The following is a 14,007-nucleotide window of genomic DNA, read 5'->3' as shown; positions in this document are numbered from 1 at the left end:
GATGAAGATCCCGGTCTTCCACGACGACCAGCACGGCACCGCCATCGTCGTCGCGGCGGCGGTCTACAACGGGCTGCAGGTGGTCGGCAAGCGGATCGAGGATCTGCGCGTCGTCTCCACCGGCGGCGGGGCGGCGGGCATCGCCTGCCTCGACCTGCTGGTCGGCATGGGGCTGAAACGCAGCAACATCGTCCTGGTCGACCGCGAGGGCGTGGTCTACCGCGGCCGCAACGTCGGCATGAACCCGCACAAGGACCGCTACGCCACCGACAGCGCCGTCCGCACCCTGGCGGAGGCAGCGGTCGGCGCCGACCTGTTCCTCGGCCTGTCGGGGCCGGGGGTGCTGACCGGCGCCATGGTCAAGACGATGGCGCCCAGGCCGCTGATCCTGGCGCTGGCCAACCCCGATCCGGAGATCACCCCGGAGGAGGCGCGGGCCGCCCGTCCGGACGCGATCATCGCCACCGGCCGCTCCGATTACCCCAATCAGGTCAACAACGTCCTCTGCTTCCCCTTCATCTTCCGCGGCGCGCTGGATGTCGGCGCCACCACCATCAACGAAGCGATGAAGATCGCCTGCGTGCGGGCGATCGCCGACATGGCGCGGGTCGAGGCGTCGGACGTGGTCGCCGCCGCCTACACCGGCGAGCAGTTGCGCTTCGGCCCCGACTACATCCTGCCCAAGCCGTTCGACCCCCGCCTGATCGTCGAGGTGGCGTCGGCGGTGGCCAAGGCCGCGATGGACAGCGGAGTGGCGACCCGCCCGCTGGCCGACCTGCGCGCCTACCGGGAGCGGCTGGGGCAGTATGTCTTCCGCTCCGGCCTCGTCATGAAGCCGGTGTTCCACAAGGCCGCCCAGGCGCCGAAGCGCGTCGTCTACGCGGAGGGCGAGGACGACCGCGTGCTGCGCGCCGCCCAGGTGGCGGTGGACGAGGCCATCGCCCGGCCGATCCTGCTCGGCCGGCCCGAGGTGGTGGCGCGGCAGATCGAGGCGCTCGGCCTGCGGCTCGTCCCCGGCCGCGACGTCGAGGTGGTGGAGCCGGTGCGCGACCCGCGCTGCGCCGAATACGCCGACATCTACCGGCAGATCATGGGGCGGCGCGGCGTGTCGCCGGCCTTCGCCAACACGGTGGCGCGGACCGACAGCACCGTCTTCGCCAGCCTGATGGTCCGGCGCGGCGCCGCCGACGCCATGGTCTGCGGCACCGCCGGCCTCTACGCCGAGCATCACCGCCGCGTCCGCGACGTGCTCGGCCGCCGCGGCGACTCCCCGGTGTCGGCGGCGATGAACCTGCTGATCCTGGCCAAAGGCACCTATTTCCTCTGCGACACCCACGTCAACCCCGACCCGACCGCGGCGGAGATCGCCGAGATCGCCATGCTGGCGGCGGAGAAGGTGCGGCATTTCGGCATCGAGCCGAAGGTGGCGCTGCTGTCGCACTCCAACTTCGGCAGTTCCGACTCCCCCTCCGCGGTCAAGATGCGCACCGCCTGCGCCCTGCTGCGCCAGCGCGCGCCAGAGCTGGAGGCCGACGGCGAGATGCACGCCGACGCCGCCCTGTCGCAAACGGTGCGCGACGCCATGCTACCCAACGGCCGGCTGCGCGGCGAGGCGAACCTGCTGGTCATGCCGACGCTGGACGCCGCCAACATCGCCTTCGAGATGCTGAAGGTGCTGGGCGAGGGCCTGTCGGTCGGCCCGATCCTGCTGGGCGTCAGCGCGCCGGCGCACATCGTCACCCCGGCGATCACCACCCGCGGTCTGGTCAACATCACCGCGCTGGCGGTGGTGGACGCCCAGATGGACGGAACCCCCATCCCGCTGCGGCAGGCGGCGGAATAAGCCGGCGAACCGCCGCAACGACCCAGCCAGGCCCGGCCGCCCCGCGAGGGACGGCCGGGCCTGCCGATTCCAGGCACCCGTCCGCCACGCCATCGAAAGACGCAGAGCTGCCGCGAGTGGAAAAGGGGTGCGAAGCGGCGGGTCCTGACAGCGCCTTGACAGATGTCCACCGCTACACTCCCCAGGAACACGGCGCTTGTGCGGGCCATGGCCCTGCCTCCCCACACCACGACCGCGCCCCTCATCGGAAGCTCCAAAGGGAGCATGGATCCGTGACCGACGAACTCGACTTCTACGCCGTCGACCCCGCCGTCCATTCAAAGGAACGGCAGGAGATCCGGTCCCTTCTGGGGCGCTGCGGCCTCGATTACGAGGAGCAGATCCAGGTCTTCGTGGTCTGCCGCCGCGCCGGGCGGCTGGTGGCCTGCGCCGGGCTGGAAAGCAACATCGTCAAGTGCTGCGCGATCGACCCCGACCTGCGCGGCGGCTCGCTGAGCCTGACGCTGCTGAGCGAGGTGGTCCATCTCGCCTACGAGCGCGGCCACTCGCACCTCTTCCTCTACACCCGGCCGGAGAACGTGTCCTTCTTCCAGGGCTGCGGCTTCTACCCGCTGGCCGAGGTGCCGGACTACGTCACGCTGATGGAGAACACGCCGGTCGGCATCCGCTCCTACTGCGACCGGCTGCGCGCTGCGCGCCGGCCGGGGGCGACGATCGGCGGCGTCGTCATCAACGCCAACCCCTTCACGCTGGGCCACCGCTACCTCGTGTCGCTGGCGGCCGAGCGGTGCGACTGGCTGCACCTGTTCGTGGTCAGCGAGGACGCCTCCTTCGTGTCCTACCGCGACCGCTACGCGCTGGTGGAGGAGGGTGTCCGGGGCATTCCCCGGCTGACCCTGCACCACGGCTCCCAATACATGGTCTCGCGCGCCACCTTCCCGAACTACTTCTTCAAGGAGAAGGGGGTGGTCGGCGACTGCTGCACGGCGATCGACCTGCTGCTGTTCCGCAACTTCATCGCGCCGGCGCTGGGCATCACCCACCGTTTCGTCGGGACCGAGCCCTTCTGCGGGACCACGCGCAAATACAACGCCGACATGAAGTACTGGCTGCAGACGGCGCCGTCCGCCGCACCGGCCGTGACCGTCATCGAAGAGACACGCACCCAGTCGGACGGCACGCCGATCTCGGCGTCGGAGGTGCGCCGCCTGCTGCGCAACCGCGATTTCGAGCGCATCCGCGCCCTGGTGCCCGCCGCGACCTATGAGCTGCTGCGGGACAAATACGTGCCCAACATCCTGCCGTTCGCCCCCGACCCGATCCTGTCCGGCGGCGAGCCCGACGTGATCCCGCGCCGGGCCATGGCGGTCGGCGTCTGAACCGGTTCGGCGGCGGGGCCGCCGGACCATCTGGAGTGAGACCGATGAAGATCGTGAAAGAGGCCCTGGCGGGCACACTCGAATCGAGCGACCTGCTGGTGAAGGTGGCGCCCGCACCGGGCGCCGGGTTGGAAATCGTCATCAGCAGCGAGGTGATGCAGCAGTTCGGCGCCCAGATCGACCATGTTGTACGGGACACGCTGAACAAGCTGGAGGTCACCGCCGGCCTGGTCGTGGTGGAGGACAAGGGCGCGCTCGACTGCGCCATCCGCGCCCGCGTCCAGACCGCGGTGATGCGCGGGGCCGAGGCCCAACAGATCAACTGGAGCGCCCTGTCATGAAACTGCGCCGCAGCATGCTGTTCCTGCCCGGTGCCAACGCCGCCATGCTGAGCACGGCGTTCGTCTACAAGCCGGACTCGATCATGTTCGATCTGGAGGACGCCGTGTCGCTGCGCGAGAAGGATTCCGCGCGCCTCCTGGTCTTCCAGGCGCTCCAGCTCCCGGTCTATCGCGAGATCGAGACGGTGGTGCGCATCAACCCCCTCAACACCCCGTTCGGCCACGCCGATCTGGAGGCCGCGGTGCGGGCCGGCGTCGACGTCGTCCGCCTGCCCAAGACCGATTGCGCCGAGGACGTCGAGCTGCTGGAGCGCGAGGTCGAGCGGATCGAGCGCGCCTGCGGGCGCGAGGTCGGCTCCACCCGGCTGATGGCGGCCATCGAATCCGCCAGCGGCGTCATCAACGCGGTGAGCATCGCCAAGGCGTCGCCGCGCCTGATCGGCATCGCGCTGGCCGGCTTCGACTATGTCATGGACATGCAGACCGAGCGGGGCGACGGCACCGAGCTGTTCTACGCCCGCTGCGCCGTGCTGCACGCCGCGCGCGCCGCCAAGATCGACGCCTTCGACGTGGTGTGGTCCGACCTGAACGACGAGGCCGGCTTCCTGAAGGAGGTCGACCTGATCAAGCGGCTGGGCTTCAACGGCAAGTCGCTGATCAACCCGCGCCAGATCGAGCTGCTGCACAACGCCTATGCCCCGACCGAGGAAGAGGTCGAGTACGCCGGGCGCGTCGTCGCCGCGGCGGCGGAGGGCGAACGCAAGGGCTTGGGCGTCGTCTCGCTCAACGGAAAAATGATCGACGGACCCGTCATCGACCACGCGCGCCGTGTGCTGCAGCGGGCCGAGGCGTCGGGCACCCGCAAATAGAGTGGAGATCCCTGTCGTGAACGACCTCATCGAAAACGGGCTCGCCGTCCAGCCTCTGGCGGACGAGCCTCTGCTGGACCGCCAGGGCCGCACCTTGCCGCTCTTCAGCGGTTTCGCGCACCAGACGCCCTACCTGAAGGACCCGGTGGCCAAGCGGTCGCGCAAAATCTGCGGGACGCTGGAGGAGGCGATCCGCCGCTCCGGCCTCAAGGACGGCATGACCATCTCTTTCCACCACGCGTTCCGGGAAGGCGACAAGACGATCAACACCGTGGTCGACCTGCTGGCCCGCATGGGCTTCAAGGACCTGACCCTGGCGCCGTCGTCGCTGCTGAGCTGCAACGCGCCGCTGATCGAGCACATCCGCAACGGCGTCATCAGCCGCATCTACACCTCCGGCATGCGCGGCAAGCTGGCCGAGGCGATCAGCCACGGGCTTATGAAGCACCCGATCAACATCCACTCCCACGGCGGCCGGGTGAAGCTGATCCAGGACGGCGAGCTGACCATCGACGTCGCCTTCCTCGGCGTGTCGACCGCCGACAGCTTCGGCAACGCCAACGGCATCAGCGGCCGCTCGCGCTGCGGCGCGCTCGGCTACGCCAAGGTCGACGCCGAGAACGCCGGCACGGTGATCCTGCTGACCGAGGAGATCGTGCCCTTCCCCAACGCCCCGGCCAGCATCTCGCAGGATCAGGTCGATTTCATCGTCAAGGTCGAGCAGATCGGCGACCCGTCGAAGATCAGCGTCGGCGCCGCGCGCATCACCAGCAACCCGCGCGAACTGCTGATCGCCCGCTACGCCGCCGAGGTGATGGTCCATTCCGGCTATTTCGTGCAGGGTTTCTCGCTGCAGACCGGTTCGGGCGCCTCGTCCACCGCGGCGACCCGCTTCCTCGAAGGCCACATGCGCAAGGCGGGGATCACCGCCAGCTTCGCGCTGGGAGGCATCACCGGCGGCATCGTCGACCTGCACAAGAAGGGGCTGATCGAGCGGATCATCGACACCCAGAGCTTCGACGGCGACGCCGCGGAATCGCTGCGCAGCTCCCCCGGCCACATCGAGGTGTCGACCAACGAGTACGCCAACCCCGGCTCCAAGGGCACCTACTGCGACCAGCTCGACCTAGTGATCCTCAGCGCGCTGGAGATCGACCTCGCCTTCAACGTCAACGTCATCACCGGCTCCGACGGCGTGATGCGCGGGGCGTCCGGCGGGCACTCCGACGTGGCGGCCGCCGCCAACCTGTCGATCGTCGTGGCGCCGCTGATCCGCAGCCGCATCCCCACCGTGGTGCGCCGCGTGACCACGGTGGTGACGCCGGGCGAGTGCGTCGGCGTGCTGGTCACCGACCACGGCATCGCCGTCAACCCCAACCGCCCGGAGATCGCGGAGCGCCTGACGGCGGCCGGCCTGCCGGTCATGACCATCGGGGAGCTTCAGCAGCGGGCGGAGTCGATCACCGGCGAACCGCGGCCAATCGAGTTCCTCGACAAGGTGGTCGGCATCATCCGCTACCGCGACGGCAGCGTGATCGACGTCGTGCGCCAGGTGAAGGACTGACGGCGATGGAACCGATGGCGGTGGAGACCACCCCGCTCCCCGCCGCCGGTGCGCCGGTGGCGCTGGCCGACATGCTGGACGCGCGGGACCGGCGGGTGGAGCGGCAGCGCGATGCGCTCGACCGCTTCCGCCTGCCGGTCCTGTCGGCAACGCTGGTGATGCCGGGGCCGGTCAAGGACACGCCGCTGTCGCGCTTCGTCATGGACACGGCGCTGGGCGAACTCGACGCGCTGTTCCGCCGGACGGGCTGGGCGATTCCGTTCCACCGGCCGCACTGGGCCGCCACCGGGGCGGAGGCGCTCTACGCCGTCGCCGCCGACGCCCGTGACCTGAAGCGGGCGGTGGCGGCGCTGGAGGACGGGCATCCGCTGGGCCGGTTGTGGGACCTCGACGTCCTCGACCCGCAGGGCGGCAGCCTGTCGCGCGGGACATTGGGGCTGGCGCCGCGGCGCTGTCTGGTCTGTGGTGAGCCGGCGCACGCCTGCGCGCGGGCGCGCCGCCACCCGCTGGACGCGGTGCTGGCGGTGATCGAGGAGAAGGTGCATGCATTCCGCTCTCGCTGAGGCCGGCCCCGTCATCGCTCCACTTCCCTGGTCCTTCCAGCGAAGCAGGACGCCGGCCGGCGCCCCCGCGCTGGGGGACCGGCTCGCCCGTCTGGCCCACCAGTCGCTGCTGCGCGAGGTTCTGCTGACGCCCAAGCCGGGGCTGGTGGACCGGCGCAACAGCGGCTCGCACCGCGACATGGACCTGTCGACCTTCCGCGCCAGCGCCAGCGCCATCGCCCCCTGGTTCGCCCGGTTCTTCACGCTCGGGCTGGCCGACTGCGAACTGCCGGCCGGGCTGTTCCTGCCGCGCATCCGCCCCGATGGTCTGGCGTGCGAGCGCGCCATGCTGCGCGCCACCGGCGGCGTCAACACCCACAAGGGCAGCGTCTTTGCCTTCGGGCTGCTGTGCGCGGCGGCCGGGCGGCTCGCCGGGCGTGGCGCCGCCGTGACCACCGGGCCGCTGTGCGCGGAGGTGGCGGCGGTCTGCGCCGGCGTGGTCGACGAATTGCGGCGGTCGGCCGAGGCCACCACGGCGGGCGAGCATCTGTTCCGCCGCCATGGGCTGACCGGCGCCCGCGGCGAGGCGGCCTCGGGCTTCGCCACGGTGCGGGCGCACGCGCTGCCGGTGTTCGAGCGGCTGCGCACCGCCGGCGCCGGCGCGAACATCGCGCTGCACGGCGCCCTGCTGGAGTTGCTGGCCTTCAACCCCGACACCAACGTGGTGGCGCGGGGCGGGCTGGAGGGGCTGGCCTTCCTCCAGGGGGAGGCGATGCGCCTGCGCCGCGCCGGCGGCGTCGGGGCGCCGGGATTCCTGCGGCGGATGGCGGCGCTGGACGACGCGGTGATCCGCCGCAACCTCAGCCCCGGCGGCAGCGCCGACCTGCTGGCCGTCACCTGGTTCCTGTCCAACCTGACCGGGGTCGACGGACGGACGGCGTAAGGCACCGGCCGGACAGCGACCGGCACGAAGAAACCGGCACGAAGACGGCGGTGGGCCATGGGATTCGAACAGATGCACGAGGTTGATGCGGCCCTGTCGGAGGCGTCGGCGCGCTACAGCTTCGTGCTGGTGCCGGGGCTCTACGACAGCGGGCCGGAACACTGGCAGACCCATTGGCAGGCGCGTCACGGCTTCTGGCAGCGCATCGCGCAGCGCGACTGGAACACCGCCGACATCGAACGCTGGATCGGCGCGATCCGCCGTCTCCTCGGCCCGCGGTCGCGGCCGGCCATCCTGGTCGGGCACAGCTTCGGCGCGCTCGCCTCCTGCTGCCTTGCCGCCGACCGCAGCCACGCCATCGCCGGGTTGATGGTGGTCGCCCCGGCGGAGCCGTCGCGCTTCGAGGCCGAGGACCGCGTGCCGACCACGCCGCTCGGCGTCCCCGCCGTGGTGGTCGCCAGCCACAACGACCCGGTGATGCGCTTCCCCCGCGCCGTCCACTGGGCCGGCGCGTGGCAGGCGGAACTGGTCGATCTCGGCGAGGCCGGGCACATCAACGCCGAGGCCGGCTTCGGTCCCTGGCCCTACGGGCTGCGGATCCTGCGGGCGCTGGTGGCCCGCGTCGATGCCGGAACAGGCTGACGCGGAGCTGATTTTTCCAACAATGATGCGCTGACAGGCTTCTGACAGTTCCGATGGATAAAAATCAACCAAGGCCAACGGTGGTGAACGCATCAAACCCGTGACAGGCCCGCTCCGCAGAAGAGGGTCTGAAACACCAAGCAGAGAATACCGGATATGGCCCGGCCGGCAGACACTGTGGCGTTGAGAGCCACAGCGTGAACGGGCCTGTTCTTTTGCCGGGCTTTCGCAGCGCTGCGACGGAGGTTCGGTTCTTGTCCCGGTGATCCAGCCGATCATCGGAGACGTTCGTCCAGGCTCTTTCGGTGCGCTGCCGATCACGGCCTCCCCATCCACCCGCGACACAGAAACCGCGCCGGAACGGGTCATCGGACCCGCAGCCGCGTCCTTGTGCGCCGACAACCGCAATGTCTGGAGGATCCCATGCCCAGTGAAGTCTCTATGACCTCCGTTCCACTCGATGAGCCGCTCGGCGCATCGGCATCCGGCGGCCGCACCGATTGGCGCACGCTGTGGTGGGCGCTGCTCGACGTCCGCATCGGGATCGTCCCCGTTCCGGTGTTCGTCGTGCTGCTTGCGGTGTTCGCCGGCTCCGTCGTGACGGGATCGCTGACGCATGAGATCAACATGATGATCGCGGTGCTGGCGGTCTGCGGCTTCAGCTGCGGCGAGCTGGGCAAGCGGCTTCCCGTGTTCCGCCACATCGGCGCGGCGGCGATCTTCGCCACCTTCATCCCGTCGGCCCTGGCGTACTATCAGGTGCTTCCGGCGCAGATGCTGAAGTCGGTGGTGGAGTTCACCAAGTTCACCAACTTCCTCTACCTGTTCATCGCCTGCATCATCGTCGGCAGCGTGCTGAGCATGAACCGCGACGCGCTGGTGAAGGGCTTCTTCAAGATCTTCATGCCGCTGGCGAGCGGCGCCATCGCGGCGGGCTGCGTCGGCACCCTGGTCGGCACCCTGCTCGGCCTCGACGCCAAGCACACCTTCTTCTACATCGTCGCGCCGATCATGTCGGGCGGCGTCGGCGAGGGCGCCATCCCGCTGTCGATGGGCTACGCCGAGATCCTGAACGGCAACCAGGGCGAGATCTTCGCGCAGGTCCTGCCGATGGTCATGCTGGGCAGCCTGATGGCCATCCTGATGTCGGGCCTGCTGAACTTCATCGGCAAGCGCATGCCGCACCTGACCGGCAACGGCCAGCTCCAGCCCGGCAGCGCCTCCCACTTCGCCGAGGCGAAGAAGCACAGCGGTCCGATCGACGCCAACACCGTGGCCGCGGCCGGCATGTTCGCCGTCACCCTGTACCTGATGGGCGTGATGGCCCAGAAGCTGGTCGGCCTGCCGGCCCCGGTGGCGATGCTGTTCATCGCGGTGCTGATCAAGGTGCTGCAACTGGCCTCGCCCTCGCTCGAAGCCGGCGCCGGTGTCGTCTACAAGTTCTTCCAGGTCGCCGTCACCTACCCGCTGCTGTTCGCGATGGGCGTGGCGGTGACGCCGTGGGACAAGCTGATGTCGGCCTTCAACCTGCAGAACCTGATCATCATCTTCTGCACGGTGGCGACGCACATGACGGTCGGCTTCTTCGTCGGCCGGATGGTGAAGATGTACCCGATCGAAACCGCCATCATCAATTCCTGCAACTGCGGCCAGGGCGGCACCGGCGACGTGGCCATCCTCACCGCGGCCAACCGGATGCAGCTGATGCCCTTCGCCCAGGTGGCGACCCGCATCGGCGGCGCGATCACCGTCACCCTGTCGCTGATCGCGATGGCAAAGCTGATGTGAACCGGGCCGGCCGGCTCCGGCACGGCGCCCTTCCGCCCCGTCCGAACAGGCCGGGGCGGAAGGGCGTTTCTGCGTGTGGCGGCGCCCGGGTTGGTGTCGCGGAGGATCTGTTGTAGGATCGGATGATCGCACGGTCCACGCCGGCCACCTCCGGCCGGGCTCAGGTGGATGAATCCCGCCGCTGAACGCTCGCCTCCCTCAGGAAAGGATGGGTACGCTGTGCAGACGCCATCACCCGAAGCCCCGATGCTGAGCCAGGACGACCAGCGCCGCATGGCGCAGGCGCTGATCCACACCGCCTCGGACGGGATCGTCTATTCCGACGACCAGGGCGTGATCCGGTTCTGGAACGAGGGCGCGGAGCGCATCTTCGGCTTCACCGCGGCCGAGGCGCTCGGCAAGAGCCTCGATTTGATCATTCCGGAGCGGCAGCGTGCAATCCATTGGGAAGGCTACGCCCGGGTCATGGCGACCGGCAAAAGCCGCTATGAAAAAGGCGCCCTGCTGTCGGTTCCCGCCCTGCACAAGGACGGGCGGCGCATCTCCGTCGAGTTCACCATCGTCCCGATTCATGATGACCAGGGGGCGATGATGGGCATGGCCTCGGTGATGCGCGATGTCACGGCGCGCTTTGAAGAGCTGAAGGCGCTGCGCAAGCAGTTGGCCGGCCGCTGAGTCCGGGAAAAGGCGGACGCCTCAGTCCGTGAACACCGCCGTCGCGATCGCCTGCGCCAGAACCGCCAGAGCCCGCTCCAGATCCGTCGGTGAAATGGTCAAGGGCGGCGACAGGGTCAGGACGGTTCCCTGCGATATCTTCAGGCTCACTCCCCTGTCGAGCGCCGCGTAGAAGGACGCCTCCGCCCGATCGGCGGCGCGGCGGCCGTCATGATCGGCCAGTTCCACCCCGATCAGCAACCCGGCCCCCCGGATGCCGGCGATTCCCGGCGTCCGGGCCGTCAGCTCGCGCAGGCGATCCAGTGCGAACGCGCCCAACTCGGCGGCGCGGTCCACCAGCCCCTCGTCCCGGATGATGTCCAGGGTGGTCAGGCCGGCGCGGGCGAGAAGCGGGTTCTTCTCGTGGGTGTAGTGGCCGAGCGCCCGGTCGGCGGCCACATCCAGGCCGGCGCGGGCAATCACGGCGGCCAGCGGCAGCATGGCTCCGCCCAGCGCCTTGCCCAGCACCAGGATGTCGGGCCGGGCACCGAACGGCTCATGGCTGAACAGGCTGCCGGTCTTGCCGAGGCCGGTCGGGATTTCGTCGAAGATCAGCAGGGTGCCGGCCGCGTCGCAGGCCCGCCGCACCTCGGCCCAGAAGCCCGGCGGCGGGACATAGGGAACGGCGCGCACCGGTTCCGCCACCACGGCGGCGACATCGCCCTCCTTCTCCAGCACGTAGCGCAGCATGCGCGCGCAGGTCATCCGGCAGGCGTCGAGATCAGGGCCGCCGCCGGGGGCGGGGTCGAAGCCGTAGGGGCAGCGGGCGCAGGCGAAGGGCGCCACATGTTCGGTCCCCGGCAACAGCGGCCCAACTCCATGGGAGCGGAACAGCGCCTCCCCGCCGACGCTGGACGCCCCGAAGCCGGCACCGTGGAAGGCATCCCAGAAGGACAGCGTCTTGAAGCGGCCGGTGGCGACACGAGCCAGCTTCAGCGCGATCTCGATCCCCTCCGATCCGCCGGGGGCGAACAGCACGCGGCTTCCGGGGCCGGTCGGGGCCAGCGCCGCCAGCCGTTCCGCCAGTTCCGCCGCCGGCTCGCAGGCGAAGCGGCGCGGCGCGAAGGCCAGATCGTCCATCTGCGCCTTCAGCGCCGCAACCAGCCGGGGGTGGGCATAGCCGATGTGATGGGCGCTGTTCCCGTGGAAGTCCATGAAACGGCGGCCGTCCATATCCTCGATCCAGATGCCCTCGGCCTTGCGGATCGCCGACAGGCAGGGGGTGGACAGGGACTGCCGGAGGAAGGCGGCGGCGTCGCGCTCCACCAGGGCGCGGGTGCGAGGGCCGAGCGCCGCCGCCATCCAGCGCGCGCGCTGCGGCCCGAGGTTGATGTCGCCTTCGGAACGATCGGGCCGCATCGGCGTCACGGCTTTTCGCCGCGCGCCAGCCGGGCCTCGATGGCGTCAAGCAGCGGCAGCGCCTCGGCCAGCGAGCGGACGACGTAATGGGCACCGGCGCGGGCCAGGCGGTCGACGGCGGCGGCGTGCAGCGCGTCGCGCCGCTCGGACGCCAGCGCCTGCCAGTCGGCGAGCGGCAGGCCGACCTCGTTGCCGGTGTCGGCCACCGCGATGGTCCACATGCCGGCGTTCAGCCCCTCTTCGACATCGACCACGGTGTCGCCGATCTTCACGCAGGCCTCGACCGGGGACACCGACAAGGCGACGACGCAATGCAACGCCATCGCCGGCCCCGGCCGGCCGGCCGGCGTCTCGCCGGCGCAGACGGTGATGTCGGGCTCGTAGCCCTGCGATGCCGCCACGCGCTGCACCACCTCCATCACCGGGCGCGGATAGCCGGTGGTCGAGCCGATCTTCAGCCCGCGCGCCCGCATGGCGGCGACCGTCTCGGCGGCACCGGGGATCACGTCGGAATGGCGCTCCACCACCTCGACCTGCAAGGGCAGGAAGGTGTCGTAAAGGCGGTCGACGTCGGCGTCGGTCGGGGCGGCACCGTGGATGGCGGCCCAGGCATCGGCCACCGGCGCCATGCGGGTGATCGCCTGGATGTGGTGCCACTTGGCCATACCCATCGGGGCGCGGGCCTGATCCGGCGTGATGGCGACGCCGGAGCGCCGGAAGGCCTCGATGAAGGCGCCGGCCGGGGCGAGGCAGCCATGGTCCACCGTGGTGCCAGCCCAATCGAGAATGACGGCCTGGAGCGGGCCGGTGTAGCGGCGCGAATAGACGAAGCTCATGGCATGGACTTTCCGTGGGACAGGAGGGTCAGGGAGCGCCGGAGGCGACGCCCATCGCGGCCAGCGTGGCGCGGATGGCGGCGATGGCGGCGGTCATCTCCTCCGCTCCCAGCCGGCCGATGCAGCCGATGCGGAAGCTGTCGGCCACCGTCAGCTTGCCGGGATAGATGACGAAGCCGCGCTCGCGCAGCCGGTCGTAGAAATCGGCGAAGACGAAGGCCGGGTCGGCCGGCATGCGGAAGGTAACGATGATCGGCGCCTGCAGGCGGTCGGGCAGCAGCGTCTCGAACCCCAGCGCCCGCATGCCGCCGATCAGGATGGCGGCGTTGGCGCGGTAACGGGCGCCACGGCCTTCCACCCCGCCTTCCGCCTCATGCTCGTCCAGCGCCTGGGCAAAGGCGGCGACCACATGGGTCGGCGGGGTGAAGCGCCATTGGGCGTTCGCCTCGAACCCGCGCCACTGGTCGTGCAGGTCGAGCGACAGGGAATGGGCGTTGCCCTTCGCCGCCTCCAGCGTGTCGCGGCGGGCGATGACGAAGCCCATGCCCGGCACGCCCTCCAGGCATTTGTTGGAGGATGCGGCGACCGCCACCGCGCCCAGCGCCGCCATGTCCAGCGGCAGGGCACCGAAGGCGCTCATGGCGTCGATCAGCAGGGCGCGGCCGCGCGACCGCGTGACCTCGGCGACCGCCTCGACCGGGTTGAGGATGCCGGACGTCGTCTCGCACTGGACCACGGCGACATGGGTGATCGCCGGATCGGCGTCGAGCGCCGCCGCCAGCGCGTCGGGCGACACCGGCTGGTCTTCGGCCACCGCCAGCGCGGAGACGGCGCGACCGGCGACCTCGGCGATGCGGACCATGCGGGTGCCGTAGGCGCCGTTGACCAGCACCAGCAGCCGGCCGTCACGCGGCACCAGCGTGCCGATCATCGCCTCCACCGCGAAGGTGCCGGAGCCCTGGACAGGCACCGCGACGTGGCGATCGGCGCTGCCGCCGGCCAGACGCACCAGCCGGTCGCGGATGCCGGCGTTCAGCGCGATGAAGCGGCCGTCGCGCGACCCCCAGTCGCGCAGCATCGCCTGCTTCACGGTGGCGGAGGTGGTCAGCGGACCCGGGGTCAGCAGGTAGGGCACAGTGTCAGGCATGGGGAGATCCCGAAGAAGGACAGGAACCGGAGCTGTCGGA

The 14,007-nt window shown here is 70.2% G+C and carries 13 protein-coding genes; 10 read left to right on the top strand and 3 right to left on the bottom strand.

Going from position 1 to position 14,007, the window contains the following annotated elements; genetic code table 11:
- The 10 genes from TSO352_RS32625 to TSO352_RS32580 all read left to right on the top strand — a co-directional run.
- The coding region (locus tag TSO352_RS32625; protein ID WP_109111413.1) for an NADP-dependent malic enzyme at nt 1-1,843 on the top strand (1,843 nt) is incomplete at its 5' end.
- Nucleotides 1,844-2,115: 272 nt separating this feature from the next.
- Entirely contained in the window at nt 2,116-3,222 is a 1,107-nt protein-coding gene (citC, locus tag TSO352_RS32620; protein WP_109111412.1) for a [citrate (pro-3S)-lyase] ligase, read from the top strand.
- A 44-nt stretch (nt 3,223-3,266) separates the two neighbouring features.
- Nucleotides 3,267-3,563: a citrate lyase acyl carrier protein gene (gene citD / locus TSO352_RS32615; protein ID WP_109111411.1), complete on the top strand. Its 297-nt coding sequence runs from the start codon at nt 3,267-3,269 to the stop codon at nt 3,561-3,563.
- The gene (citE, locus tag TSO352_RS32610; protein ID WP_109111410.1) at nt 3,560-4,432 is read left to right on the top strand and encodes a citrate (pro-3S)-lyase subunit beta; all 873 of its coding nucleotides are present in this window, start codon (nt 3,560-3,562) and stop codon (nt 4,430-4,432) included. The genes citD and citE overlap by 4 nt, the downstream gene beginning before the upstream one ends.
- Nucleotides 4,433-4,448: 16 nt before the next feature.
- On the top strand, nt 4,449-5,996 hold the full coding sequence (gene citF, locus TSO352_RS32605; protein WP_247872597.1) for a citrate lyase subunit alpha: 1,548 nt from the start codon (nt 4,449-4,451) through the stop codon (nt 5,994-5,996).
- A 5-nt stretch (nt 5,997-6,001) separates the two neighbouring features.
- Nucleotides 6,002-6,559 carry a citrate lyase holo-[acyl-carrier protein] synthase gene (gene citX, locus TSO352_RS32600; RefSeq protein WP_247872596.1) on the top strand — a complete coding sequence of 186 codons (558 nt, stop codon included), beginning with the start codon at nt 6,002-6,004 and terminating at the stop codon, nt 6,557-6,559.
- A complete protein-coding gene (citG, locus tag TSO352_RS32595; RefSeq protein WP_109111409.1) occupies nt 6,540-7,481 on the top strand; it encodes a triphosphoribosyl-dephospho-CoA synthase CitG in 942 nt (313 codons plus the stop codon). Before citX ends, citG begins: the two co-directional genes overlap by 20 nt.
- 72 nt (nt 7,482-7,553) lie before the next feature.
- A complete protein-coding gene (locus TSO352_RS32590; RefSeq protein WP_109111488.1) occupies nt 7,554-8,123 on the top strand; it encodes an alpha/beta hydrolase in 570 nt (189 codons plus the stop codon).
- Nucleotides 8,124-8,564: 441 nt separating this feature from the next.
- On the top strand, nt 8,565-9,911 hold the full coding sequence (locus tag TSO352_RS32585) for a 2-hydroxycarboxylate transporter family protein (protein WP_247872595.1): 1,347 nt from the start codon (nt 8,565-8,567) through the stop codon (nt 9,909-9,911).
- 273 nt (nt 9,912-10,184) lie between these two features.
- Nucleotides 10,185-10,586, top strand: coding sequence for a PAS domain S-box protein (locus TSO352_RS32580; RefSeq protein WP_247872594.1), 402 nt, complete (start codon nt 10,185-10,187; stop codon nt 10,584-10,586).
- A gap of 21 nt (nt 10,587-10,607) precedes the next feature.
- On the opposite strand, the gene TSO352_RS32575 is transcribed toward TSO352_RS32580, so the two are convergent.
- Genes TSO352_RS32575 through TSO352_RS32565 form a run of 3 tightly spaced genes read right to left on the bottom strand, consistent with a single transcriptional unit; the run spans nt 10,608 to nt 13,967 of the window.
- A complete protein-coding gene (locus tag TSO352_RS32575) occupies nt 10,608-11,984 on the bottom strand; it encodes an aspartate aminotransferase family protein (RefSeq protein WP_109111406.1) in 1,377 nt (458 codons plus the stop codon).
- A gap of 5 nt (nt 11,985-11,989) precedes the next feature.
- Nucleotides 11,990-12,820, bottom strand: a complete 831-nt coding sequence (gene phnX / locus TSO352_RS32570; RefSeq protein WP_109111405.1) for a phosphonoacetaldehyde hydrolase — start codon at nt 12,818-12,820, stop codon at nt 11,990-11,992.
- Between the two features lie 28 nt (nt 12,821-12,848).
- On the bottom strand, nt 12,849-13,967 hold the full coding sequence (locus TSO352_RS32565; protein ID WP_109111404.1) for a 2-aminoethylphosphonate--pyruvate transaminase: 1,119 nt from the start codon (nt 13,965-13,967) through the stop codon (nt 12,849-12,851).
- Nucleotides 13,968-14,007 lie beyond the last annotated feature (40 nt).

The sequence above is a fragment of the Azospirillum sp. TSO35-2 genome (assembly GCF_003116095.1).
Classification (GTDB): domain Bacteria; phylum Pseudomonadota; class Alphaproteobacteria; order Azospirillales; family Azospirillaceae; genus Azospirillum.
The sequence above is the reverse complement of the archived record's forward strand: the minus strand, read 5'-3'. Positions and strand labels throughout refer to the sequence as shown.